At 37.1% G+C, this 25,541-nt stretch carries 27 protein-coding genes; 22 read left to right on the plus strand and 5 right to left on the minus strand.

Annotated features, from left to right (window positions below; genetic code table 11):
* Window positions 1–482 (minus strand): ATP-binding cassette domain-containing protein (locus AACZ30_RS03335; protein ID WP_339647784.1); only part of this gene is annotated, 482 nt, incomplete at its 3' end.
* 52 nt (window positions 483–534) lie between these two features.
* On the minus strand, window positions 535–1,581 hold the full coding sequence (locus tag AACZ30_RS03340; RefSeq protein ID WP_339647785.1) for a ferredoxin--NADP reductase: 1,047 nt from the start codon (window positions 1,579–1,581) through the stop codon (window positions 535–537).
* Between the two features lie 182 nt (window positions 1,582–1,763).
* Here AACZ30_RS03340 and AACZ30_RS03345 point away from each other — a divergent pair, with 182 nt between their 5' ends.
* The 20 genes from AACZ30_RS03345 to AACZ30_RS03440 all read left to right on the plus strand — a co-directional run bounded on the left by AACZ30_RS03345 (window position 1,764) and on the right by AACZ30_RS03440 (window position 21,030).
* Window positions 1,764–3,245, plus strand: a complete 1,482-nt coding sequence (locus AACZ30_RS03345; protein WP_339647786.1) for a DUF5687 family protein — start codon at window positions 1,764–1,766, stop codon at window positions 3,243–3,245.
* 11 nt (window positions 3,246–3,256) lie between these two features.
* Window positions 3,257–3,982, plus strand: a complete 726-nt coding sequence (locus AACZ30_RS03350; protein WP_093304538.1) for an ABC transporter ATP-binding protein — start codon at window positions 3,257–3,259, stop codon at window positions 3,980–3,982.
* A 90-nt stretch (window positions 3,983–4,072) separates the two neighbouring features.
* On the plus strand, window positions 4,073–6,586 hold the full coding sequence (locus AACZ30_RS03355) for a hypothetical protein (protein ID WP_339647787.1): 2,514 nt from the start codon (window positions 4,073–4,075) through the stop codon (window positions 6,584–6,586).
* A gap of 19 nt (window positions 6,587–6,605) precedes the next feature.
* Complete coding sequence (locus tag AACZ30_RS03360; RefSeq protein WP_057482400.1) at window positions 6,606–6,836, plus strand: AtpZ/AtpI family protein; 231 nt, start codon at window positions 6,606–6,608, stop codon at window positions 6,834–6,836.
* Window positions 6,826–7,209, plus strand: a complete 384-nt coding sequence (locus tag AACZ30_RS03365) for a hypothetical protein (protein WP_093304532.1) — start codon at window positions 6,826–6,828, stop codon at window positions 7,207–7,209. Before AACZ30_RS03360 ends, AACZ30_RS03365 begins: the two co-directional genes overlap by 11 nt.
* Before the next feature lie 134 nt (window positions 7,210–7,343).
* Window positions 7,344–8,432 carry a F0F1 ATP synthase subunit A gene (gene atpB, locus AACZ30_RS03370; RefSeq protein ID WP_075325465.1) on the plus strand — a complete coding sequence of 363 codons (1,089 nt, stop codon included), beginning with the start codon at window positions 7,344–7,346 and terminating at the stop codon, window positions 8,430–8,432.
* A 23-nt stretch (window positions 8,433–8,455) separates the two neighbouring features.
* A complete protein-coding gene (atpE, locus tag AACZ30_RS03375; protein ID WP_037318413.1) occupies window positions 8,456–8,680 on the plus strand; it encodes an ATP synthase F0 subunit C in 225 nt (74 codons plus the stop codon).
* Window positions 8,681–8,769: 89 nt separating this feature from the next.
* Window positions 8,770–9,264 (plus strand): F0F1 ATP synthase subunit B, encoded by a 495-nt coding sequence (locus AACZ30_RS03380; RefSeq protein ID WP_075325466.1) that lies wholly within the window; start codon window positions 8,770–8,772, stop codon window positions 9,262–9,264.
* Window positions 9,265–9,270: 6 nt separating this feature from the next.
* Window positions 9,271–9,825 carry an ATP synthase F1 subunit delta gene (gene atpH / locus AACZ30_RS03385; protein ID WP_339647788.1) on the plus strand — a complete coding sequence of 185 codons (555 nt, stop codon included), beginning with the start codon at window positions 9,271–9,273 and terminating at the stop codon, window positions 9,823–9,825.
* A 124-nt stretch (window positions 9,826–9,949) separates the two neighbouring features.
* Window positions 9,950–11,530, plus strand: coding sequence for a F0F1 ATP synthase subunit alpha (gene atpA / locus AACZ30_RS03390; protein ID WP_075325468.1), 1,581 nt, complete (start codon window positions 9,950–9,952; stop codon window positions 11,528–11,530).
* A gap of 119 nt (window positions 11,531–11,649) precedes the next feature.
* The gene (atpG, locus tag AACZ30_RS03395) at window positions 11,650–12,510 is read left to right on the plus strand and encodes an ATP synthase F1 subunit gamma (protein WP_093304528.1); all 861 of its coding nucleotides are present in this window, start codon (window positions 11,650–11,652) and stop codon (window positions 12,508–12,510) included.
* A gap of 115 nt (window positions 12,511–12,625) precedes the next feature.
* Window positions 12,626–13,066 carry a hypothetical protein gene (locus tag AACZ30_RS03400; protein WP_339647789.1) on the plus strand — a complete coding sequence of 147 codons (441 nt, stop codon included), beginning with the start codon at window positions 12,626–12,628 and terminating at the stop codon, window positions 13,064–13,066.
* Window positions 13,067–13,085: 19 nt separating this feature from the next.
* Complete coding sequence (locus AACZ30_RS03405; protein WP_339647790.1) at window positions 13,086–14,537, plus strand: oligosaccharide flippase family protein; 1,452 nt, start codon at window positions 13,086–13,088, stop codon at window positions 14,535–14,537.
* Window positions 14,538–14,539: 2 nt separating this feature from the next.
* Window positions 14,540–14,974 (plus strand): dUTP diphosphatase, encoded by a 435-nt coding sequence (dut, locus tag AACZ30_RS03410; protein WP_339647791.1) that lies wholly within the window; start codon window positions 14,540–14,542, stop codon window positions 14,972–14,974.
* An 89-nt stretch (window positions 14,975–15,063) separates the two neighbouring features.
* On the plus strand, window positions 15,064–16,080 hold the full coding sequence (locus AACZ30_RS03415; protein WP_339647792.1) for a sugar phosphate nucleotidyltransferase: 1,017 nt from the start codon (window positions 15,064–15,066) through the stop codon (window positions 16,078–16,080).
* Window positions 16,081–16,273: 193 nt separating this feature from the next.
* Complete coding sequence (locus AACZ30_RS03420) at window positions 16,274–17,650, plus strand: hypothetical protein (RefSeq protein ID WP_339647793.1); 1,377 nt, start codon at window positions 16,274–16,276, stop codon at window positions 17,648–17,650.
* The gene (locus tag AACZ30_RS03425; RefSeq protein ID WP_339647794.1) at window positions 17,651–18,421 is read left to right on the plus strand and encodes a DUF4292 domain-containing protein; all 771 of its coding nucleotides are present in this window, start codon (window positions 17,651–17,653) and stop codon (window positions 18,419–18,421) included.
* Window positions 18,421–19,644, plus strand: coding sequence for a peptidoglycan DD-metalloendopeptidase family protein (locus AACZ30_RS03430; RefSeq protein WP_339647795.1), 1,224 nt, complete (start codon window positions 18,421–18,423; stop codon window positions 19,642–19,644). The genes AACZ30_RS03425 and AACZ30_RS03430 overlap by 1 nt, the downstream gene beginning before the upstream one ends.
* Before the next feature lie 62 nt (window positions 19,645–19,706).
* A complete protein-coding gene (locus tag AACZ30_RS03435) occupies window positions 19,707–20,408 on the plus strand; it encodes a carboxypeptidase-like regulatory domain-containing protein (RefSeq protein ID WP_339647796.1) in 702 nt (233 codons plus the stop codon).
* Window positions 20,392–21,030, plus strand: coding sequence for an outer membrane beta-barrel protein (locus AACZ30_RS03440; protein WP_339647797.1), 639 nt, complete (start codon window positions 20,392–20,394; stop codon window positions 21,028–21,030). Before AACZ30_RS03435 ends, AACZ30_RS03440 begins: the two co-directional genes overlap by 17 nt.
* Here the strand turns inward: AACZ30_RS03440 and AACZ30_RS03445 are convergent.
* Window positions 21,027–21,539, minus strand: a complete 513-nt coding sequence (locus AACZ30_RS03445; protein ID WP_208223838.1) for an acyl-CoA thioesterase — start codon at window positions 21,537–21,539, stop codon at window positions 21,027–21,029. The two genes, AACZ30_RS03440 and AACZ30_RS03445, sit on opposite strands and share 4 nt — an antisense overlap.
* Window positions 21,540–21,596: 57 nt before the next feature.
* Window positions 21,597–22,526 carry an SPOR domain-containing protein gene (locus AACZ30_RS03450; protein ID WP_339647798.1) on the minus strand — a complete coding sequence of 310 codons (930 nt, stop codon included), beginning with the start codon at window positions 22,524–22,526 and terminating at the stop codon, window positions 21,597–21,599.
* A 98-nt stretch (window positions 22,527–22,624) separates the two neighbouring features.
* Here AACZ30_RS03450 and dprA point away from each other — a divergent pair, with 98 nt between their 5' ends.
* Window positions 22,625–23,725: a DNA-processing protein DprA gene (gene dprA, locus AACZ30_RS03455; RefSeq protein WP_339647799.1), complete on the plus strand. Its 1,101-nt coding sequence runs from the start codon at window positions 22,625–22,627 to the stop codon at window positions 23,723–23,725.
* On the opposite strand, the gene trpS is transcribed toward dprA, so the two are convergent.
* Window positions 23,722–24,690, minus strand: a complete 969-nt coding sequence (gene trpS / locus AACZ30_RS03460; RefSeq protein WP_339647800.1) for a tryptophan--tRNA ligase — start codon at window positions 24,688–24,690, stop codon at window positions 23,722–23,724. The genes dprA and trpS overlap by 4 nt on opposite strands.
* A gap of 152 nt (window positions 24,691–24,842) precedes the next feature.
* Here trpS and AACZ30_RS03465 point away from each other — a divergent pair, with 152 nt between their 5' ends.
* Window positions 24,843–25,523 carry a lysophospholipid acyltransferase family protein gene (locus tag AACZ30_RS03465; RefSeq protein WP_339647801.1) on the plus strand — a complete coding sequence of 227 codons (681 nt, stop codon included), beginning with the start codon at window positions 24,843–24,845 and terminating at the stop codon, window positions 25,521–25,523.
* The last annotated feature ends 18 nt before the right edge of the window (window positions 25,524–25,541 follow it).

The following is a 25,541-nucleotide window of genomic DNA, read 5'->3' on the forward strand; positions in this document are numbered from 1 at the left end:
CTAAAAGGTTCGTCCAGTAAAAGCAATTCGGGTTCATTGGCCAGTGCTCTTGCCAAAGCTACGCGCTGTTGTTGGCCACCGCTTAAGAGTTTCGCTTTTTTATCGGCCAGCTCGGTCATTTCCACAACTTCTAGCAGCTCTTTAATACGTTTTTTCTTTTTTTGAGGATATTGATTGCTGAGATATTTTCCAATATTATCAGCAACACTTAAAGGAAGCATTAAATCAAAATCCTGCGCAAGATATTTTATAAACGGCTCGCCTGGCACAAGGTTGAAATTAGGGCCTAAAAGTTCTTTTTCTCCCCAAAAAATCTTGCCATCGGTATGCAGCAGGCCGTAAATAATTTTTAGTAACGTACTTTTTCCACAGCCGCTTTCCCCAATTACAGAGAGGTTTTCTCCTTTTTCCAGTGTAAATCCGATATTCTTTAAAACCGGTTCTTCAGCATAGGCAAAGGAGACATTTTTGAGTTTCAGCATAAATATTTTTTGTTCCTACAAGGTAAGCTTTTCAGACTTTTCCGGTAAGAAACTATACATCGTCGTAATCTACCTTTAATTTTGGGGTAAGCGGTTGCGCCTGGCAGGTAAGAATCAAACCTTCTGCAATCTCGTCGTCGGTAAGAATTTGATTTTTACGCATTTCGGCTTTTCCTTCTACGATCCTGGCAATACAACTGCTGCAAATCCCGCCCTGGCAGGAATAAGGCACGTCTAAATCGTGCTCTAAAGCAGCGTCTAAAACCGTTTCTTTAGTATCCATAGAGAAAGTGGTTTCCTCATCGTCTACCATAATGGTAAGTTCGGTTTGACCTTCTACATTGGTTTCTATAGCTCCCGTTTCTTCAGAAGTAAAAAGTTCGTAAAGAATTTTGTCTTCGGTAACGCCGTTTTCTTTTAAAACATCGCTTACCTGGTTAATCATTTCTTCAGGTCCACAGAGGTAAAATGCATCAAAGGCGTGATCTTTAAACTTGTTTTTCACCACGAAATTCACCGTGCTGGTTTCAATTCTTCCAAAATGTGAATTGTCTTCCCTGGTACGACTATATACAAATTCAATAAAAAGTCTATCGGGGAATTTAGCCTGAAGTTCCAGCAATTCCTTGAAAAATATAGTTTCTTCTGGAGATTTATTTCCGTAAGTAAGCACAAACCGACTTTTAGGTTCTTCGGCTAAAACAGTTTTTAAAATAGAAAGCACCGGGGTAATCCCGCTTCCTGCTGCAAAGGCTGCATAATTTCTAGCTTCACCGGTAGGTTTTAAAATAAATTTCCCTTCTGGCGGGTGAACATCCAAAACATCGCCGGCATTAAGTTTATTATTGGCAATTACCGAAAATTTACCGCCTTCAACTTCTTTCACGGTAACTTTGAATTCTCCTGAATTTGGTGCCGAGCAAAGCGAATAAGCACGTCTTAATTCTTCGTCGCCTAATTTTATTTTTATCGTAATATATTGGCCCGCTTCAAACTTAAACTCTTCTTTTAAGTTTTCTGGAATATTAAAAGACAAGCTCACTGCCTGCGGGGTTTCCCTAATAACTTCTTTTATTTCTAACGGAAAAAACTGATTCATCAAAAATTTATTTTTGGCAAAAATACAAAGTATGTGAAATTAAAGAGTGTAACAAATACCTAAATTTCTATACATGTAAGGTAAATATGCCCGTGACTTGATTAAACTGGTGTTTTATTTCGGGTATTTAATCATTTTGGGTTAGCATTTTTAATCCCGGTAATGGGTTAAATTATTAAATTATGTTTAAACGGTTTTTATGGTTAGAATGGAAATCTTTTTTCCGTTCTGCAAGTGTGGGGAAGAGTATTGGATTAAAAGTTCTGCTTATTTTCCTGGCTTTATATTTTTCTGTCGCATTTCTCGCTTTGGGAATTGGTCTTTATCCTTTGCTGCAGGAAACTTTTCCAGACCAGGATCCTTTACAAATGGTAAACCGTTTTGTTTTACTATGGCTGGTTTTTGAACTCGGTTTTAGGTTTATGTTGCAAACACTGCCTGTTTTAGATATAAAACCACTTTTAAATTTGCCAATTCCCAGACGAAAAGCGGTGAATTTTGTGCTGCTTAAGTCTATGTATTCCTTTTTTAACTTTCTGCCATTATTTATAATTATTCCGTTCGGAATTTTTTGCATTTATAAAGGTGATTATGGAACCTGGAATATTCTGGGTTGGATGGTAGCGATGATTGCCACTACCCAATGCGTCAATTTTCTGAATTTTATTATTAAAAAGAAATTTACCGATAATCTAAAAGCATTAATTCCCGCCATTCTTTTAGTAGTGATTTTGGGCGCACTGGAATATTTTGAAGTTTTTGAGATAAGTTTCTGGTTTGGTAAAATGATGGATTATCTGGTTTTGAATTTTTACCTGGCTATTGTACCTATAATTTTGGTAATTGCTTTTTATAAATGGAACCAACTTAACCTGGAAAGCAAGTTTTATCTCGATGCCGGTTTAAAGGAAAAACAAAAAGATGCCGATACAAAAGATTTTGTTTGGACTAAAAAATTTGGAGCCCTTGCGCCTTTTCTTCAATTAGATTTAAAACTAATTTGGAGAAATAAAAGGCCCAAAACAACAATTTATATGTCTTTGCTTTTGTTATGCTACGGTTTGTTTATTTACCCTAGCGATATGTATGGGCATCCAGCTATGTATGTATTTGTAGGTATTTTTATGACCGGAATTTTTATGATCAATTTTGGTCAATTTGTGCCCTCGTGGGATGCATCTTATTACCCAATGATTATGTCGCAAAACATCCCGCTGAAAGATTACCTGTCTTCCAAAGCGATGTTAATTAGCTTTAGCGTAATAATACTGGCTATTTTAAGCACGCCTTATATTTATTTTGGCTGGAATATTTTATTGATAAATATGGTGGCCGCTTTATATAATATTGGCGTAAATGTTCCTATTTTGCTGTATTCAGGCTCTTTTAATAAAAAGAGAATAGACCTGGATAAAAGTCCGTTTATGAATTATCAGGGCACGGGTGCAGCTCAATGGATAGTTGGCCTACCCTTAATGTTTTTACCAATTTTAATCTTCTGGCTTCTGGATTATTTCATAGGATTTGAAGCAGGTTTAATTGGGCTTTCCGGCTTGGGAATTCTTGGTCTGCTATTGCGATCTAGTTTAATGAAATACATTGCCGGAGTTTACCAAAAAAGAAAATACGCAATGATTAATGGTTTTAAACAAACCGGCGAATAAAATTTATAAATATGATAACTGCTACAAACCTTAGTAAAATATACGGCGGCACAAAAGTTCTAAATATAGATCATCTTGATATTCCAACAGGAGAAAGTTTTGGCCTGGTTGGGAACAACGGTGCCGGTAAAACCACTTTTTTCAGTTTATTGTTGGATTTAATTCAGCCAACCACGGGAAATATTTTTAATAATGAGATCACGGTAAGCCAGAGTGAAGACTGGAAACCTTTTACCGCTTCTTTTATAGATGAAAGCTTTCTTATTGGCTATTTAACTCCCGAAGAGTATTTTTATTTCGTAGGGGATTTACGCGGCGCCAACAAAGCTGATATCGATGCTTTCTTAGCCAATTTTGAAGATTTTTTCCACGGCGAAATTATTGGTCGTAGAAAGTATTTACGAGACCTTTCTAAAGGAAATCAGAAAAAGGTGGGAATTGTTGCGGCGCTAATAGGAAATCCCAAAGTGGTGATTTTAGATGAGCCTTTTGCCAATTTAGATCCAACAACTCAAATTCGATTAAAAAAGATTATTAAAGATCTTACCGAAAATCGTGAAACCACTGTATTAATTTCCAGCCACGATCTTATTCACGTGACCGAAGTGTGTGAGCGAATTGTGGTTTTAGCTAAAGGTATACCGGTAAAAGATATTAAAACTTCTGAGGCTACTTTAAGCGAATTGGAAAGTTATTTTTCTGGTGAAGTAGGCGCGGCTCAGGCTGAAGAACTGTAGCAAATTGGTTTGCGTTTGTAAAAAGAAGCGTATTTTTGCACACTAAACAAACTGATTTTTAGTTATAAAGCCATCGAGAACCGGTTAATTTTGAATACAATTACCAAACTTACTTTATTGTTGCTCCTGGTTGGGAGCATCGCTGGCTGTTCACGCAAAAATAACACCTTTGTAAACCGAAACTGGCACGCCATTACTACAGAGTATAATACGCTCTATAACGGTAATTTAGGCCTGGAGCAAGGTAAGGAGGAACTCAACCAAAACTACGCCGATAATTACTGGGATATCTTACCCATTGAGCGTATGCAAATTGATGAAAACATCGTTTTGCCAGATAGCATCAGAAATCAGAATTTTGGCTACGCCGAAGAAAAAGCGGTAAAAGCAATTCAGCGGCACTCGATGCTGATAGAAGGAAAAGAAAGAAATCCGCAAATAGATGAAGCTTATTTATTGCTGGGAAAAGCCCGGTATTTTGATCAACGCTTTATTCCAGCGTTAGAAGCTTTCAATTATATTTTAAGACGTTATCCTGCCAGCAACAATATTATTCACGCCCGTGTTTGGCGAGAAAAAACCCATATGCGCCTGGATAATAATCGTCTTGCGGTGAATAATCTCAAAAAAGTACTGGATTTAGAGCATCTTGAAGAACAGGATATTGCTGATGCCAGTGCAACTATGGCCCAGGCTTATATCAATCTGCGGCATTTAGACAGTGCGGTTGTTCCCTTAAGGAATGCAGCCGAATTTACCGAAAACAACGAAGAAAAAGGACGCTATTTCTATATTCTTGGCCAACTTCATAATCGATTGGGAGAAATTTCTGAAGCAAACGCTGCTTTTGATGAAGTGATAGATTTGAACAGGAAAGCCCCTAGAATTTATATGATTAATGCCTATGTGCAAAAAGCCCGGAATTTTGAAATGGGGCAGGGCAATAATTACCAATTGCGGGAAATGCTTCGTGAATTGGAAGAAGACCGCGAAAATCGACCATTTTTAGATAAAATTTATTTCCAAATTGGTGAATATTATAACCGTTTAGATTCTGTAGATACTGCGGTAGAATATTATAAAAAATCGCTGCGTGAACCGGCGAGTGATATTTATTTAAGTTCCATTAATTATGAAATCCTGGCCAATATTAATTTTGACCGAAGCAATTACCTGGCCGCCAGTAAATATTTTGACAGTACCCTGGCAGAGATGGATCCGCAACTAAGAGAATTTAGAACTATAAAAAAGAAAAGGGATAACCTGGAAGATGTTATTAGGTATGAAGACATAGCTTATAAAAACGATAGCATCTTGCAGTTAAGCCAAATGATGCCGGCTGAACAACTGGATTATTTTAAGAATTATACCACAGATTTACGAGCTAAATTAGAAGCCGATAATAATGCAGCTGCTATGCCTGTGAATTTACCGGCCATAGAAAGCAGGCAGCCACCAGCTTCTGCGCGTACTTTTTATTTTTATAGTGAAGTGAGGGTTCAACAGGGGAGACAGGAATTTTTGAATCAGTGGGGAGATAGGCCGTTAGCAGATAACTGGCGCTGGGCAGAAGTTAGTTTTGAAAGGGAAGATGCAGTGGCAGAAGAAGCCGGGCTTTCACAGCAGGTTTTAGACAACGATCCGCGGCTGGATCCTTATACCTACATAGATCAAATCCCGACAGATTTGGCCGTTTTGGATACCATAACCCGGGACAGGGATTTTGCGTATTATCAACTCGGAATAATTTATAAAGAGAATTTCAGGGAATATAAAATGGCGCAGGATAGATTGGAGGCTGTTTTAGAAATTTCTTCAGACGAACGCCTTATTTTGCCTTCTATGTATAATTTGTACCAGATTTACCAGGCCACAAATCAAAGTTTTAGGGCTGAAGAAATGAAGCAGGAAATTTTGGAGAATTACCCAGATTCCCGCTATGCCGCCTATATTTTGAATCCTGAAAGTATTAGAGAAGATGAAAATTCTCATGAAGCAATTTATGCAGAACTTTACCGAAATTTTGAGGCACAAAATTTTGAAAAGGCTATTGCTGAAACAAACCGTTATATTTCAGAATTTGCTGGAGATCCCATTGTTGCAAAGCTTGAACTTTTAAAAGCCCAGGCCAGCGGAAGACTTTTAGGTTTGGAAGCTTATAAAAATGCATTAAATCACGTGGCTTTAACCTATCCGCAAACCCAGGAAGGAAAAAAAGCCCAGGGAATTTTAAATAAAACAATTCCACAGTTAAGTGGTTTGGAATTTAATACCGACAGTCTTCAGCAGAATTATAAACTACTTTACAGGTTTGATATTTCAGAACAGGAAGCAGCTTCAGCCTTAAAAGAAAAAATAGAGACAGCGATTTCAGAAATTAAATACGATCATCTTTCAGTTTCTATAGATGTTTATAATCCGGAAACGATTTTTGTAATGGTACACGGCCTTGAAGATCTTAATCGTGCAGAAGGTTTTGCTGAATTACTTCAAATAAATGAAGATTATTTAGTGGAACAAGAATCAATGCCTATTTCCTCAGAAAATTATAGGATTATACAAATTCAAAAGAATTTAGAAGAATACCCACAACCGATCAATTAAGATTTTTTCAGCTTAAATTATGAAAAACGATAATTTAAATAAATACCTGGGTTTTGTGAATATTGCTTTCCAGATGGGAATTATTATCGCCGGAGGTGTGTTATTGGGCATTTGGTTAGACGGGAAATTTCCGAATAAATATTCGGCATTTACAATTTCCTTATCCTTGTTGGGCGTTTTTATAGCGCTTTACCAGGTTTATAGAAGTGTAATTAAAATGAGCGAAGAAGACGAAAAAAATGAAAAATGAATTATTAGCTTTCCTAGAGCGATTGCTTCCTTTTAGTATTTTACTATGGCTTATTCAATTCCTATTACAGCAGTATGTATTTGAAGTAGAATTTTACTATAGTAGTTTTAGTATTTATCTTTTTCATTTTCTGGCCACATTTCTAATTTATTTAAGCCTGGTTTTTGTTTATAAGAATTTCACCGATAAAACCGGGTTTGCATTTATGGGATTAAGCTTGTTTAAAATGGTAGCGGCGGTAATTTTTTTGCTGCCATTAGTCTTGAGCGAGGTAAATGCAGTCTTTGTAAATGTTCTTGCTTTTTTTATTCCTTACTTTTTGTTTTTGGTCTTTGAGACCCTGTACGCAGTGAAACTAATAAACAAGACTTAAAATACTGTTTATCAGTTATAATGATAAAAATAACGCTTTTGCTAAAATTTTAGTTGGGGTGCTTTCAAATAAAAATTAAAAGTATACCTTTGCAGCCGAATTTAAAGCCCATAATTTTAAGCAGACCAGGTACTATGATAGCACATAAATCTTTAAAGATTATAGTGACGTTTACACTAGCCTTAGCCTTACTTCCTTTTAACGCTTTTGCCAAAGCAGATCCGGAGGCAGAAGAATCTAAAGAATTTAATCCTACCGATATGATTATGCACCACATTGGTGATTCTCACGGCTGGCATTTCTTTGGGGAAGGAGATAGTTCTTTTACATTGCCATTACCGGTAATTCTTTTTACTGAAGAAGGTGGTTTTGTAACTTTTATGTCTAGTGAATTTCATCACGATACCGAAGGGCATCACGTGGTAGAAAAAGATGGGATGCGTTTTGTAAATTATCACGAAGATATTTACAAATTAGACGCAGGTGCAGAAACTGTGGAGTTTGATGAAGAGCATAACGTATTAAATGCCAGTAAACCCTGGGATTTTTCTATAACCAAGAACGTAGCTGCTATGTTCTTAACTGTTATTTTAATGTTGATTTTCTTCTTCGGTTTGGCCGGTCACCACAAAAAGAATAAAAAAGCTCCTGCTGGTTTCAATAATATTTTAGAGACTTTAGTGCTTTTTGTTCGCGATGAGATCGCAAGACCTCAAATTGGTGATAAGAAGTATATGAAGTTTATGCCGTTTTTATTAACAGTGTTCTTCTTTATTTGGATCACTAACCTTTTAGGTTTGTTGCCAGGTGCAGCCAACGTAACAGGAAATATCGCGGTAACCGTTTCTTTAGGTCTTTTTACCCTTGCTTTAATTTTAATTAACGGAAATAAAGATTTTTGGCAACATACTTTGTGGATGCCGGGAATACCTACTTTTGTGAAGCCAATTTTGGCGGTGGTAGAGGTGCTTGGCTTAATCATTAAGCCGGTAGCACTTATGATTCGTTTATTTGCGAATATTACCGCGGGTCACATTATTATATTGAGTTTAATTGGATTGATATTTATATTGGAAAGCGCTGGAGTTGCCGGGATTTCGGTTCCTTTTGCCCTTTTCATCACAATACTGGAATTGTTAGTAGCATTCCTTCAAGCGTTTATTTTTACAATGCTGTCGGCCCTGTTTATTGGGATGGCGGTTGCGGAACATGAACATCATTAATTTTAATTTTTAATTTTTATACTATGGAATTATTACACGTAGGTCTTGCAGCTTTAGGAGCTGGATTAGCAGTTGTTGGAGCCGCTATTGGCGTTGGTAAAATTGGCGGTGCCGCAATGGACGCTATTGCCCGTCAACCAGAAGCTTCTGGAAAAATCCAGACTGCAATGATTATTGCTGCTGCACTTGTAGAGGGTGTTGCTCTTTTTGGAGTTGTAGCTGCGCTTTTAGGTGTATTGACCACCTAAGAAGATTTCAAAAACCCATTCGTAACGGTTGGTTGCGAATGGGCTTTTTAAAAAAAATGATGTTAACGGTATTATATAAATAAAGAATTATGGATTTAATTACTCCAGAAGTTGGTCTAATATTTTGGCAAACCATCGTATTTTTAGTGCTGATGCTTATTCTTGCCAAATTCGCCTGGAAGCCAATTCTTGGTGCGGTAAGAACCCGTGAAGAATCTATTAATGAAGCCCTTGCTTCTGCTGAAGATGCGCGTAAAGAAATGCAAAATCTTAAGGCAGATAATGAAAAATTATTGCAGGAAGCTCGTGCCGAAAGAGACGAAATGCTTAAAGAAGCACGCCAGTTGAAGGAGAAGATGATTGCTGAAGCTGAAGGCGATGCCCAGGAAAAGGCAGATAAAATTGTAGCCAAAGCTAAAGAAAACATCGAGATGGAGAAGCGTGCAGCAATGGCCGATATTAAAAACCAGGTAGCTACACTTTCTATTGAGATTGCTGAAAAAGTGATTGGAAAAGAATTATCTACCGAAGAGAAACAACATCAAATGATAGATAAGATGTTGAAAGACGCTACCTTAAACTAAGATGTAATGAAAGGAACCAGGGCAGCACAACGTTACGCCAAAGCAATTTTGGACTTGGCAAAAGAGAAAAATACAGCAGATATTGTTTTTACAGATATGCAGCAAATTTCTCAAACCATTGCAAGTAGTCCAGATCTTGCCGATATGCTTAAAAGTCCGGTTGTAAACTCATCGGTTAAAAAAGCCAGTTTAAATGAAATCTTTAAAGATGCCGGTGAAATTACTCAGGGCAGTTTTGATGTACTTATTGAAAATGGAAGAATTAATCTTCTTGATCTTGTAGCAAGAAATTATATAGTACGTTACAATACCTTGAATAAGTCTCAGGAAGCTATAGTGACTACCGCAGTTCCATTAACAGCAGAACTAGAAGAAAAGATTTTAGCCAAGGTAAAGAAATTAACCGGAGCCGGCGCTAAGATTAAAAATGTTATCAATAAAGATATTATAGGAGGTTTTGTTTTAAGAATTGGCGATTTACAATATGACGCCAGCGTATCCCGAAACCTCAATAGGTTAAAAAGAGAATTAAAAGATAATTCATATAGTTCTACTATATAAAATTTGTCGGTCAAAAGCAGTTTCGAATCGTTTTTGGTCTTATTTATAAAATGCCTATAATGGGCTTTGAAAAATTTAATAAAAACAGTCACGAGATTATAGTGGCATTTTATCTTAAATAATTATGGCAGAAGTAAATCCTGCTGAAGTATCAGCAATATTAAAGAAACAATTATCAGGTTTTGAAAGCGGAGCCTCTTTAGACGAGGTGGGAACTGTTCTTACTGTTGGTGATGGTATCGCCAATGTGTATGGTTTAGCCAACGCGCAATACGGAGAATTGGTTCAGTTTGACAGCGGCCTTGAAGGAATGGTACTAAACCTTGAGGAAGACAATGTAGGTGTCGTTTTATTAGGGCCTTCTAAGGATGTTAGAGAAGGATCTGTAGTAAAAAGAACCGAAAGAATTGCTTCCATCAATGTTGGTGAAGGAATTGTAGGTCGTGTAGTAGATACTTTAGGACAGCCTATAGATGGTAAAGGTGATATTGAAGGGGAAACTTTTCAAATGCCATTAGAGCGTAAAGCGCCAGGTGTAATTTACCGTCAGCCGGTAACAGAACCTTTACAAACAGGAATCAAGTCTATTGATGCAATGGTACCGGTAGGTAGAGGGCAGCGTGAGCTTGTAATTGGTGACCGTCAAACCGGTAAAACTACTGTTTGTATTGACACTATTCTTAATCAGAAAGAATTTTACGATGCAGGAGAACCTGTACATTGTATATATGTAGCGATTGGCCAAAAAGCATCAACCGTTGCAGGTATTGCCAAAGTACTTGAAGATAAAGGAGCTTTAGCTTATACTACCATTGTTGCTGCAAACGCATCAGATCCTGCTCCAATGCAGGTGTATGCTCCATTTGCCGGTGCAGCTATTGGGGAATATTTTAGAGATACCGGTCGCCCGGCTTTGATTATCTACGATGATCTTTCTAAACAAGCCGTTGCTTACCGTGAGGTATCTTTGCTTTTACGTCGCCCACCGGGACGTGAAGCATATCCTGGAGATGTTTTCTTCTTACACTCAAGATTATTAGAGCGTGCAGCAAAGGTTATTGATGACGACGATATTGCACAAAATATGAACGATCTTCCTGATTCTCTTAAAGGAAAAATAAAAGGAGGAGGTTCTTTAACCGCGCTTCCAATTATTGAAACTCAGGCAGGAGACGTTTCAGCATATATCCCAACCAACGTAATTTCGATTACCGATGGTCAGATTTTCCTTACTTCAGATTTATTTAACTCGGGGGTTCGTCCTGCGATTGATGTTGGTATTTCTGTATCTCGTGTAGGTGGTTCAGCACAAATTAAATCGATGAAAAAAGTTGCCGGTACTTTAAAATTAGACCAGGCACAATACCGTGAATTAGAAGCTTTTGCTAAGTTCGGTTCAGACCTTGATCCTACAACTTTAAGAGTAATTCAAAAAGGTAAGCGTAACGTAGAAATCCTTAAACAGGCAGAAAACGATCCTTACCCGGTAGAAGACCAAATCGCAATTATTTATGCAGGTTCTAAAAACTTGCTAAAGGATGTGCCGGTAGAGAAAGTAAAAGAATTTGAAAGAGATTATTTACAGTTTTTAGATACTAAGCATAGAGATGTTTTAGATACGCTAAAGGCCGGTAAATTAACCGATGAAGTTACAGATACTTTAGTTTCAGTAGCAAAAGAGCTTTCAGCTAAGTATAAAAAATAGTATTGAGTATTGAGCTTGGAGTAGTTAGAAACTTAAGTTCATATTTAAACTTTAAATAAATTATAGGTATCGGGTATTTTGTCTAAAATCTAAATACTCGATACTCAATACTAAATAAAATGGCAAACTTAAAAGAATTACGTAGCAGGATTACTTCAGTATCTTCAACGATGCAAATCACCAGCGCCATGAAAATGGTGTCGGCGGCAAAGTTGAGCAGGGCTCAGGATGCGATCACGCAAATGAGACCTTATTCTGAAAAATTAACCCAGCTGTTACAGGATTTAAGTGCAACCCTGGATGATGATACCAGCAGTAAATACGCCGAAGACCGTGAGGTAAAAAACGTATTGGTTGTTGCTATTTCATCTAACAAAGGTCTTGCAGGTGCTTTTAATACTAATATTGTAAAAGGCGTTAGGTATAAAACCAAAAACGATTACCAGTCTAAAAATGTTTCACTTTATACTTTAGGTAAAAAAGCCAACGATGTTCTTAAAAAGGACTTCGAAGTATATAAAAATAACAACGAAATTTACGACGATCTAACGTTTGAAAACGTATCTGAAATCGCAGAAGAATTGATGCAGTTGTTCTTAGATGAAAAATATGATAAAATAGTATTGGTGTATAACCAGTTTAAGAATGCGGCTACTCAAATTGTACAACACGAACAATTTTTGCCCATTGAACAATTTGATACCGAAGAAGAAAAACAGTTGGATTATCTTTTCGAACCATCAAAGATCGAAATCGTAAAAGAGCTTATTCCTAAATCTCTAAAAATGCAATTGTTTAAAGCATTAAGAGATTCTTTCGCTTCAGAACACGGCGCACGTATGACGGCTATGCACAAGGCAACCGATAATGCCAAAGAGCTTAGAGACGATCTTAAATTGTCTTATAACAAAGCGAGACAGGCTTCTATTACCAATGAAATCCTGGAGATTGTTGGTGGTGCTGAAGCATTGAATGGATAAAACCAAAAAATAATATTCCGGAAGTAATTCCGTTCTAAAAACCCGTAAGTTAACTACGGGTTTTTTATTTGGTATGCGTTTTGTTTTTGTACTTTTAAACAACAAACTTTCTATTATGAAAAAACTACTTTTTTTATTCAGCAGTATATTTGTTTTAACTTTAATTACAGGTTGCGGTAGCAATAAAGAACTGCAGGAGCGTGCACCCGCACAGTTTCAGGATATTTATTATACCCAGGGTGAAAATGGGTTAGATCTCCACATTCCTGTGGCCGTTATTCAGGATAATCGAGTGAATTTAAAAAGTGTTTATTTTAGAGGAATGAAATCTCCATTGGTTCAGGATAGCGAGCAAACCAACTTATTTATTGCTAATTTCGGTACCAATGGTATGGATATTATGAGTTCTGATCCCGCCGAAGAAAACAAAAACAGGGTTCCACAGAAGACAGAAGAAATGCCGTTTGAGCTTGAAGACGACGAAGCTATTCTCGTGTTTTCTCAGAATGATAAAACCAAATATTACAAGTTAACAGGAATCCAAGAACAGAACTAAAATCTAATTTCCTCTCCTGTTGAGTACCTTTAAAAAACTATTTCAGCAAACATTTATTTACGGCCTCGCCACGGTGTTGCCGCGTATGCTGAATGTTTTATTAATACCACTTTATACCCACGTTTTACCAAAAGCAGAATATGGCGAAGTTTCTATAATCTTCGCCTATTTTGTGTTTTTTAATGTCATCCTTGCTTATGGGATGGAAACCGCATTTTTTAGGTTTTACAATAAAATGAAGAACAAGAAGGAGGTTCTAAGCACTTCGGGCTGGTCTCTGGTTTCGACTTCTTTAGTGTTCTTCGCTGTGGCTTTTTTAGCACAGGATTTTATTGCGGAAATGGTAAATATCCCGGTTAAATATATTCAACTGGTTATTTGGATTCTATTCCTGGACGCCCTGGTTATTATCCCGTTTACCTGGCTTCGAGCAGCTGAAAAACCTATGCGTTTTGCTGTAATTAAGATTATAAATGTTTGCATAAATCTTGGGTTAAATATTTTCTTTTTACTGTTTTTGCAAGATCTGGCTTTAGAAAATTCAGTTTTCCAAAGTATTTATGTTCCAGATTTTGAGATCAGTTATATTTTTATTTCCAACCTGGTGGCCAGCGGTGTTACGCTGTTAATGATGCTTCCTTTCTATTTTAAAATAGATTTCAGGTTTAATAGCAAACTCTGGAAAGCTATGATGTCTTATGCTTTTCCGGTCTTGATCGCGGGACTTGCTTTTTCAATAAACGAAGTTTTTGATAGGATTATGTTAGATTATCTGCTCCCGCAGGATATTGCCAGAGATGAGATTGGTGCGTATGCGGCCTGCTATAAATTAGCCTTGTTTATGACGCTTTTTGCTACGGCCTTTAGACTGGGAATAGAACCGTTTTTCTTTAGTCACGCTGAAGCTAAAAACGCCCAGGAAACCTATGCGATTATTACCAAGTATTTCGTGGTTTTTGGAAGTTTTATACTGGTAGCCGTAATTGTTTTTATAGATATTTTAAAAGAACTTTTAATTCAGAATAGTACTTACTGGGAGGCAATGCATATTGTTCCGCTTATTTTACTGGCAAATCTCTTTCTGGGCATTTACCATAATCTCTCCGTTTGGTATAAGATTACAGATCGTACCCGGTTTGGAGGTTATATTTCAGTAGTAGGTGCACTATTTACCCTTGCACTCAATATTATTTTAATTCCGTATATAAGCTATACCGGTTCTGCGATCGCAACTTTGGTTGCTTACGGAGTAATGATGCTGCTTTCTTATTTCTACGGAAGAAAATATTACCCAATTCCCTATAACCTTAAAAAAATAGGTGGCTATTTAATGCTTTCCATCTTATTTTCGGTATTTTCATTTTATGTTTTCCGCGGAAATTATTTCGTGGGAATTAGCTTATTAATAGTCTTTCTGGGAACCGTATATGTTTCTGAAAGAAAACAACTTATTAAAATTTTACAATCTTAACTATGCAAGTAAAGATCATCAATAAATCGGCACATAAACTGCCGCATTACGAAACTGAAGCTTCAGCAGGAATGGACCTTAGAGCCAATATTTCTGAAGCTGTTACGTTAAAACCATTAGAAAGAACTATCGTTAAAACCGGGCTTTTTATTGAACTTCCGGTAGGTTACGAAGCTCAAGTTAGACCAAGAAGCGGCCTGGCTGCCAAAAAAGGAATTACCGTGTTAAACGCGCCCGGCACGATAGATGCCGATTACCGTGGTGAAATAGGGGTGATTTTGGTAAACTTATCTAATGAAGAATTCACTATAGAAAATGGCGAGCGTGTTGCTCAAATGGTGATTGCTAAACACGAACACATTTCCTGGGCAGAAGTTGATATGCTGGAAGAAACCACTCGTGGAGCAGGTGGATTTGGAAGTACGGGAAATAAATAAGAATATAATTTAATCGGTTAATACCGGTTGTGCGGAAAATTAATATGAATATCGATTTTCAAGGATTGAAGATCACAAAAACTAAATAAATGAAGATTATAGTTCCTATGGCGGGTCGTGGTTCACGACTTCGTCCTCATACGTTAACAATACCAAAACCTTTAATTCCTGTAGCTGGAAAGCCAATCGTGCATCGTTTGGTAGAAGATATTGCAAAAATTCTTGACCAACCTATAGACGAGATAGCTTTTATTTTGGGCGATCCTGCTTTTTTTGGAGATGATATCGTAGAAAGTTTAGAAGGCCTGGCAAAAAGCTTAAATGCAAAAGCATCTATTTACCGTCAGGATCAACCTTTGGGAACCGGTCACGCTATTATGAGCGCTAAGGAATCTCTTTCCGGCCCCGCAGTTGTAGCTTATGCTGATACCTTGATAAAAGCTGATTTTAAACTTGATAAAGATGCCGATGCGGTGATCTGGACTAAAAAAGTAGCTAATCCCGAAGCCTTTGGGGTGGTAAACCTTAACGAAAAGAACGAGATTATAGAATTGGTTGAAAAGCCAAAAGAATTCGTAAGTGACCAGGCCGTAATTGGTATTTACTATTTTAAAGATATTGCTGTTTTAAAAGAGAAACTGGAAGAAGTGCTTAATGAAAACCTGATGCACGGCGGCGAATACCAGATTAATGATGGTATTAAGAAAATGATGGCCGAAGACAGGATCTTTAAAACCGGAACCGTTGATGAATGGATGGATTGCGGAAACAAAAATGTAACCGTTGAAACCAATGGCAGAATGCTGAATTTCCTTCACCAGGATGGTGAAAAATTGATTTCAGATTCTGTGAAGATCACTAATTCTGAAATTACTGAACCTTGCTATATTGGTGAGAATGTAGAATTGGTAAATGCTAAAATTGGTCCTAATGTTTCAGTGGGCGACGGAACTAAAATTACTGATGCTGAAGTAAAGAATAGCTTAATTCAAACTTTTGCTGAAGTGAGAAATGCAAAACTGGATAATGCGATGATAGGTAATTTTGCGAAATTTGACGGGAACTTTACCCAAATTAGCATTGGTGATTACTCAACTTTAGAATAAGCTTATTGAAGAGGTTGTTTGAAGAATTTTTAAGATCGTCATCCTGAATTTATTTCAGAGCTGGCCCCGAATTTTTTTCGGGGATCTAATTTATTGTTCGTCAAAACATGTTAGAAGCTGAAACCAGTTCAGCTTGATGAAACCCGATTTTTCAAACAACCTCTTTTCTTCAATTTTATCCTGAAAATTATTTATGAAAAAGTACTTCTTCATTATTGCTATGCTTTCAGGAGCCTTGTTTTCCTTTCAACAAAGTTTTGCCCAGGAAAAAGAAGTGGTGCTTGAAGATGTAAATCAGGATGATCTTGGAAATGTAACCGACGAATTTCAGGAGCAATTCTTTGAGGCTTTAAAACAAAAAGGCATTGAGAATTACGAAAAAGCTATACTTGCATTAGAAGAATGCCAAAAGTTGGAACCTGGTAATCCGGTGGTGTATTTTGAAATGGCCAGAAATTATAATGAATTAGAGAATTATGATAAGGCGATTGCAAACCTTGAAAAAACCCATCAGTTAGCCCCAGAAAGAGAAGATGTTTTAAATGAACTTTATAAAAGCTACACCCGGGCGCAGCAATATAATGCAGCTATAGAAACCCTGGTAAAACTTCAAAAGTTTGACGGTGATTATAAAGAAAAACTTGCTAATATTTATTTACTGAATCAGCAGTATGACGAGGCATTGCAAACTATAGATGAACTGGACCAACAGGAAGGCCCCAGCACTTACCGGAATAAATTACGAAGACAAATTTTTGCCCGCACCGGTGATACCGCGGCACAAATAGAAAATCTGGAAAAAAGTATTAGAAATAATCCTGAAAGCGAACAGAATTATCTCAACCTCATTTATATCTACAGCGACTTGGGAGAAAATGAAGAAGCTTACAATACTGCACAGGAATTATTAGCTGCAAATCCTGGTTCAAGCCTTGTACATTTGGCACTTTATAAATTTCACCTGGAAAGGCAAGAACCAGAAGACGCTGTAAATTCAATGAAAATTGTTTTTGAAAGTGAAGAAATAGATCCAGAATCTAAATTTAAAGTACTAAACGATTTTCTGCTTTTTGTAGATAATAATCCAGAATTTGAAGAAGATTTAATGGAGGTAAGCAAAATGCTTAGTGAACGTGAGAATGCTCCAAAACTCTACGGCCAATTGGGACAATATTATTTAAATAGAGGCGAAATTGAAGAGGCGCTTAATTTTTTTGAAGCCGGGCTGGCGGAAAGTACCGAAGATTTTCAGTTAGTTAAGAATACTATTTTATTGCAAATAGAGTTAGAAAAGTATAAAGAGGCCCGGGATTTGAGTAAGGAAATGTTGGAGGTTTTTCCGGCGCAGCCTGTTTTGTTTTTATTACAGGGCATTGCTTTAAATCAACTCGAAGAATATCGGGAAGCCATAGAAATACTTACATTTGGCCTGGATTATTTAATAGATAGTCCCAAAATGCAGGTAGATTTCTATACCCAATTAAGCAAATCACATGCAGCGCTGGGAGAAGAAGAAAAATCGGTTGAATTTTTGAAGAAGGCCGAAGCATTAATTAAAGAAATTGAATAGATGTATAGAAAGATTTTAGGATTGGTATTGTTAAGCCTTTTTGTTGTTTCCTGCGGAAGCCGAAAAGGAGTAAAAGGGATTGCCACTAAAAATGCCGAAGCCGCTAATATTATAGAAAGTCATTATAATTCTGAAACCGATTTTAAAACTCTAAGCGGGAAATTAAGAACGGTTTATCAAAGCGAAGAACGCACCCAATCGGTAAATCTTAGTTTTAGAATGGAAAAAGATAAGGCGATTTGGATGAGTGCTTCAGTGCTGGGATTCCCGGTGGCAAAAGCCTATATTACCCCTTCGCGAGTGAGCTATTACGAAAAAGTGAGCCAAACTTATTTTGATGGGGATTTTAGATTGTTAAGTGATTTGTTGGGAACACCTTTAGATTTTCAAAAACTTCAAAATTTGCTAATAGGGCAGGCAATTTACGATCTTAGGGAAGAAGAATTTGAATTCTCTCAAACCGCCAAAGGCTTTCAATTTATGCCTGCTGAAGAAGGATTAATAAAGAAAATGTTCCTGTTGAATCCCAAAAATTTTAAAACAGCTGCCCAGCAACTGGCGCAAACCCAGGAAAATAAGAGTGTGACGGTAACGTATTCAGATTTTCAGGAAGTAGAAGGAAAGATTTTTCCGGAAGAAATTAATATTATTGCTAATGAAGCGGGAAGCAGCACCAGGATAGAACTCACTTACCGCTCTCTTGAATTTGATCGAGGAGAATTGAGTTTTCCGTTTGATATTCCGTCCGGTTATGAAGAAATTAATCTATAATGAAGCTTAAGAAATTTTCTAACATCTTATTCTGCTTAATATTTTTACTGCTTTCTGCGGGAAATCTATCAGCTCAAACTACCCGGGAGGCGCTGGAAAAAAAACGGATAGAGCTTAGAAATGAAATTACGCGTATAAACGAATTACGAAGCAGTAATAAACAAAAAGAGCGTTCAGTTTTAAGCCAGGTAGAAGACCTGGATCAACAAATTAGAAGCACAGAGAATTTAATAAAAGTAACCAACCAGCAAGCAAACCTTCTTACTAATCAAATTAGTGCAAATACAAATAAAATTTCCCGTCTTAGGCAAGAATTAGAACAGCTTAAGGAAGATTATGCGCGTATGATTGAGAAATCTTACAAAAGTAAATCTACCCAAAGTAGAATTATGTTTTTGCTTTCTTCAGAAAATTTTTTGCAGGCCTATAAACGCCTGCAATATATGAAGCAATACACAAACTACAGAAAACAACAGGGTGATGAGATACAGGCGCGTACAGAAGAATTACAGCAACTAAACGCCGATTTAGCCGACCAAAAAGAAACTAAAGATGTCCTTATCGCCGAGAATAGGCAAACCCGTGCCCAATTAGAAAAAAATAAAAAGGCACAGCAAGATTTAATGCAGAATATTAGAAGTAAAGAAGGGGAATTTGCTGCACAAATAAGACAGAAACAGCAGGAGATAAATAGAATAGACGCACAAATTGAGAAAATGATTCGTGAGTCTATTGCAAAATCCAACGAAGAAAGTGGTTCTGCTGAAAGAGATGTTTACGAGTTAACTCCCGAAGCAAAAGCTCTCGCAGCCGATTTTGTAAAAAACAAAGGGCGTTTGCCCTGGCCGGTAAGGTCTGGTGTTGTTACCTCCCGTTTTGGAAAACAACCTCACCCGGTTGTAAAAACCATTAGTATTAATAATAATGGGGTAAATATTGATACCGATCCCGGCGGAAAAGCCCGGGCTGTTTTTAACGGTACCGTGAGTGAAGTCCAGGTGTTGAAAGGAGCTAATAAAGCGGTTATGGTGAGACACGGAGATTACATAACTATTTACGATAATCTTGAGAAAGTTTTTGTAAAAAGAGGAGATGTGGTAAATACCGGGCAGGAATTGGGCGCCGTGGCTACGAGCCGAACTTCAGGAAAAACTACTTTACACTTCCTGATTTACAAAAACATGCAGAAGATGGATCCGGCAGATTGGATCCTGGAAATGTAATTTCCCCACGCAACCTTTATCGTTTTTTTGCATCTTAAAAGTATAAGCCTGGTTATTTACCTATGAAAAAAGCAGTACTTCTTTTTAGTTTGGTTTTGCTCGTAAGTTGTGTCGATCATAGTGTTTCGGTGATTGGCGACAAAAGAATGCAGATTTCAGGAAATATTCTTGATACCGAAAATGCACCTTTAGAAAACATAAATGTTATCGCTTCGGGTTCTGAAAGTATTATTCTAAATGGCAGACTTGAAGAGATCCTGGGCGAAGGTTTTACCAATGTGGCAGGGGAATTTTCTTTTGTAAGTTTAGATACCGATAATAGTTTTTATGGAGTAAGTATAAATCACCCAAATTACCAGAATTACAGGGAAGAATTTATCACTATTCACTATTTAGATTCTATTGGCTCGAGAGGAAATTCTTTTGAATTGACAAATATACAACTGCCCAAAATTCAGGAATTTCAGGTTAAGCTGAATAATAATTCGGCCAGAAACGATACTTTGTTTTTTGAATTTTCTTATTCTTCTACTGAAATATATAGAAAACTTCGCGAAGATTCATTTGATAATTCCCTTCGGTTTCAGGGGGAGAGCGAATATTGGAATAGAATATTGCCGGGAGAAGACGAAATGACAATTTCAGCTAAAACCATAGAAAACAGCAATATTCAGTTTTATTATAAATTTAGCGCTGAAGCCGTTTACGATACAATAAATGTTGAAGTATCTCCTGAAAACCCGGTTTATGAATTCAACTTTTAAGTTTTTCCTAATCGCAATCTTTTTTCCGCTGTTACTTACTGCGCAAGATACTCTTCCTGAACCTCATAGAAATCAATATGTAGCTACAGATCCTGAAACCGTATTTTTTGTAGGAGAATTTTTTAGAGGTTATAGTGTAAATAATTCAAGCTGGGAGAACTATTCTCAATTAGGTTTTGGCCTGGATTTTAATTGGTTTGTATTACCTTTTTTGACAATTGGTGGAGAATATAATTTTATGAGCGGAAATCTTAAAGAGGAAAATATAAGTAATACCGGGAGGATAAATAGAATTAAGTCCCATTATTTGGGCCTTCATCTTGGTTATTATTACGCTTTTAATAAAGAGTGGAACTTACATACCCTGGCCGGTTTTGGGGAGGTTAATAATGTGAACCACGCCCCAGATTCTCGTTTTACTGAAAAGGGAAACAGTTTAATGTTGCGAAGCGAGTTAGGCTATCGGTTTGATAAAACCGCCGCGATTTTTATTAAAGCAACATTGCGCTGGGACAGAATGAAAATAGATACTCTGCCAGTTCTGGATGATTATTTTAACAAACACAGCTTATTACTGCTTAGTTTTGGAGTAAGGCTTCATTTACAAAACCCAGACGGTTAGTCTTTAAATAAAGCTTTAAGCTCTGTGGCTTCATTTGGTTTCATTTTACCGGCAAGTACAAGGCTAAGTTGCTTTCTTCTTAAGGCAGCGTCATAACGTTGTTTTTCAAGTTCTGTTTCGGGATCTAAAGGAGGAACGGCAACAGGAGAACCCGTTTCGTCCACGGCTACAAATGTGTAGATGGCTTCATTAGCTTTAGAGCGGTTTCCGCTTTCGCGATCTTCCACCCAAACATCAATAAAGATCTCCATAGAAGATTTAAAAGCTCTGGAAACTGCAGCTTCTACAGTAACAACACTTCCTAAGGGAACAGCTTTATTAAAAGCCACGTGGTTTACCGAAGCGGTAACCACAATACGGCGACTGTGCCTTCTTGCAGCAATGCTGGCAGCACGATCCATCCTGGCGAGTAGTTCGCCACCAAATAGATTGTTTAGGGGATTGGTTTCACTTGGTAAAACCAAATCGGTTAAAGTAGTTCTGGATTCCTTTGGATGTTTTGCCTGCATTTTGCCAATTTTGGGCAAAAATAAGATGCTTTGCGCAATTTACCGCTTAAAGAACTATTAAAGTTCCTGCACCAATAACCACGCACCTTCGTTAGAAGATTTTACTTTGCGTAGCATATTTATTGCATCACGTCTTTTTTCGTGACTGGCATAAACAACCTGGTGAAGACTATACTTGTTTTCGCCAAGAAGATGTGCTTTATAGCCTTCTTTTCTAAGTTCTGTAACCTTTGTTTTTGCATTTTCTTCTACACGAAATGCACCGGCTACAATATGGTAATTTCCGGTTTGTTTGGCAACGTTAAAAGTAACCGCCGGCAATGGATTATCAATTATAAAAGTAGCCTGCTGAATTTGTTCCTGTAGTTGTTCCTGCGCTTGTTGTTGCTCGGCAATATTATGTTGAGAAACCTGGCTGCTGTAAAAATTTAATCCTGCAAATCCCGAAATTCCCAAAGCTATAAGCCCAAGAGCGGCATATTTAAGATAAGAAGGAGATTTTCTTCTTTCTGGAGTGAAATGTATTGGGGCTTTTTCTTCCAGTTCTTCAATCTGCTTTTTGTAAACTTCCCGACTTATCGCAGAAGCTTTTACGTTTTCCAGCCCAAAAGAATCGGTTAAGTAATTTACCTTTTCAACAGGTTCAAACTGAAGTTTTTCTTCTGCATAATAAAAACGGCCAATATTCTCCAGTTCTACCTTACCATCTTCCTTAAAAGACTCTTCCAGTTTACTTACAAAATCAGTAATCTTATTAACCGCAGTAGAATAAGACACGTTTTGTGTGGCAGCAATATAATTTGCTAAAAGCCCATCGTTCTTCTTTAACTGCGAATTAAAGGAAACTACCTTTTTCGGCGGATGTAAAACCTCACTTTCTTTGTCTATATAAGCCGGCTCCTTTTGGGAAAGAAATGCCCCAAAGCCGGGTAATATTACACATTCGTAACGATAAAGTAAATCCTGTATGTAGTTAGCTATCTTCATTGCCGCAAAAATAAGGTGTTATTTTAATCCTCCTAAAGTTACCCAAAGAAATTTTATTAACAAACCTTTTTTTCTGTAATTTTAATGAAAATCGAGATATGTCTACTGAAGAGTTACAGTATGTTTTGGCCTTGCAACACATTCCAAACCTGGGAGATACCCTTGCTAAAAAACTGATCAGGCATTTTGGGTCGGCAAAAAATGTGTTAGAGCAAAAGAAACAAACTTTACTTAAAATTGACGGAATTGGAGTTTCTCGCTTAAAAGAATTTTTTGATGCTTCTCACCTGAAAGCAGCCGAGCAGGAACTAAATTTTATTGAAAAGAACAATATTGAAACGCTTTATTTTAAGGATGAAAACTATCCTGAAAAATTAAAACATTGTATAGACGGCCCGGTATTGCTATTCCAACGCGGAAATATCAACTTAAAGAATCAAAGAATAATTAGTGTGGTGGGAACCCGAAAGATTACACAAAGCGGGATCGCATTTTGTGAAAAATTCATCGAAGAATTGAGTCCGTTAAACCCGGTAATCGTTTCTGGTTTTGCTTATGGAGTGGATATTACCGCCCAAAAATCAGCCATCGCCAATAATTTACAAACAATTGGTTGTTTGGCGCATGGGTTCGATCAGATTTACCCTAAAGTGCATCATAAATATGTAGCTTCGGTAGAAGAAAACGGTGGCTTTTTTACCGATTTTTGGAGCAGTGATAACTTCGACAGGAATAATTTCTTAAAACGAAACAGAATAATCGCAGGTTTAAGCGAAGCAACCGTGGTTATAGAAAGTGCCGAAAAAGGCGGCTCACTGGTTACTGCAGATATTGCGAATTCTTATAACAGGGAAGTTTTTGCGGTGCCGGGAAGACCTTCAGATAAATTGAGTAAAGGCTGCAATAATTTAATAAAATCCCAAAGAGCGCAGTTATTAAATTCTGCGGCCGATTTGGTTTATCTCTTAAACTGGCAACCAGAGAAAGAGACAAAAGCCGTTCAAAAACAGCTTTTTGTAGACATGGATGATGAAGAAAATAGCGTATTTACATTTTTACAAAAAGAAGGGAAAGCCCAGTTAGATAGCATTGCGCTAAACTGTAACTTTCCCTCATATAAAACTGCAGGTATTTTAATTAATATGGAATTAAAAGGCGTGGTACGCCCCTTACCCGGTAAACTATTTGAATTAATTTAGTAACCCACTTTTGTTCGTACTCTTTTTATAACTTCATTGGCTACATTTCTCGCTTTTTCAGCGCCAACTTCCAGGGCTTTGTCAAGCTCCTCAAGGTTATTCATATAATAATCATATTTTTTTCTGGGTTCTTCAAATTGTTCTAAAAGTACTTCGTATAAAGCCTGTTTGGCGTGTCCGTAACCAAATCCACCTGCTTCATAGTTCTTTCGCATTTCAGCGATTTGTGCTTCAGAAGCTACTAATTTGTATAAAGCAAAAACATTGCAGGTATCAGGATTTTTAGGTTCTTCTAAAGGTGTACTATCGGTGGCGATGGCCATTATTTGTTTCCGAAGCTTTTTATCGGTTACAAAAAGATTTATCGTGTTTCCTTTAGATTTACTCATTTTAGCACCATCAGTGCCCGGAACATACATCGTATTTTCCTGGACTTTCGCTTCAGGAATTACAAAAGTTTCGCCCATTTTTGAATGAAAACGGGAAGCTACATCTCGCGTAATTTCCAAATGCTGAAGCTGGTCTTTTCCTACCGGCACAATTTCGGCATCGTAAAGTAAAATATCGGCCGCCATGAGCATTGGGTAAGTGAAAAGTCCCGCGTTTACATCTTCTAATCTATCAGATTTATCTTTAAAAGAATGTGCCAGGGTTAAACGTTGAAAAGGAAAAAAACAGCTTAAATACCAGGAAAGTTCTGCCGTTTGTGGAATATCACTTTGACGGTAAAAAACCGTTTTTTCAATATCTATACCGCAAGCCAGCCAGGTTGCGGCCACAGAGTAAGTGTTGTTTCTTAAGGTTTCGGCATCTTTTATTTGGGTTAACGAATGCATATCTGCAATAAAAATAAAAGAATCGTTATCCGGTTTGTTGGCCATTTCTATAGCCGGTAAAATTGCTCCCAATAAATTTCCCAAGTGTGGAGTTCCTGTACTTTGTACTCCTGTAAGAATTCTGGACATCTGCTTTTTCTGTTTTCTGCAAAGGTACTTTTTTTGCGGAATTCCCTCGGTTCAATTTAGTACTTTTGGTTTCTATGAACATGCTACGCACAATACTTACTATTTTATGGAGAATTTGGTTTTATATTCTTCTTGTATTACCAATTTTAGTAATGTTTCCCGTGCTTGTAGTTTTCTCTTCTTCTGAAAGGCTTTATCCTAAATATTATGTTTGCGCTCGTATTTGGGCAAAATGTATCTTATATGGAATGGGTTTTTATCCTGAAATTACCAGAATGCAACAGCTTGATCCCAGCAAGAATTATATGTTGGTTGCCAACCACACGTCTATGATAGATATTATGATGATGCTGGTTATTATTAAGCAACCATTCATTTTTGTTGGAAAAAGAGAGCTGGCAAAGATTCCTATTTTTGGCTTTTTCTACCGAAAAACAAATATTACCGTAGATAGAAATTGCGCTAAAAGCAAACAGGACGTAGTTACTGAGGCTCGAAGAAGATTAGATATGGGTGAAAGCATTTGTATTTTCCCTGAAGGAGGCGTGCCAGCAGATAGATCGCTGGTTTTAGACACTTTTAAAGATGGAGCATTTAGACTGGCAATTGCGCATCATATTCCCATTGTGCCCATTACTTTTTACGATAATAAAAAGCGTTTTTCGTATAAATTTATTTCAGGATCACCGGGGAAGCTTAGAGTAAAAATCCACCAATTTATTAATACCCAAGGAATGGAGCCTGGAGATAGAAGGGAATTAAGAAATAAAACACGGCAGGTAATATTTGAAGAGCTTTCTAAAGATTTAAAGAATGAAAATCCTTCAGAATAAAACTTCTGAAGGATTCCA

This window comes from uncultured Salegentibacter sp. (genome assembly GCF_963972535.1).
Lineage (GTDB): Bacteria > Bacteroidota > Bacteroidia > Flavobacteriales > Flavobacteriaceae > Salegentibacter.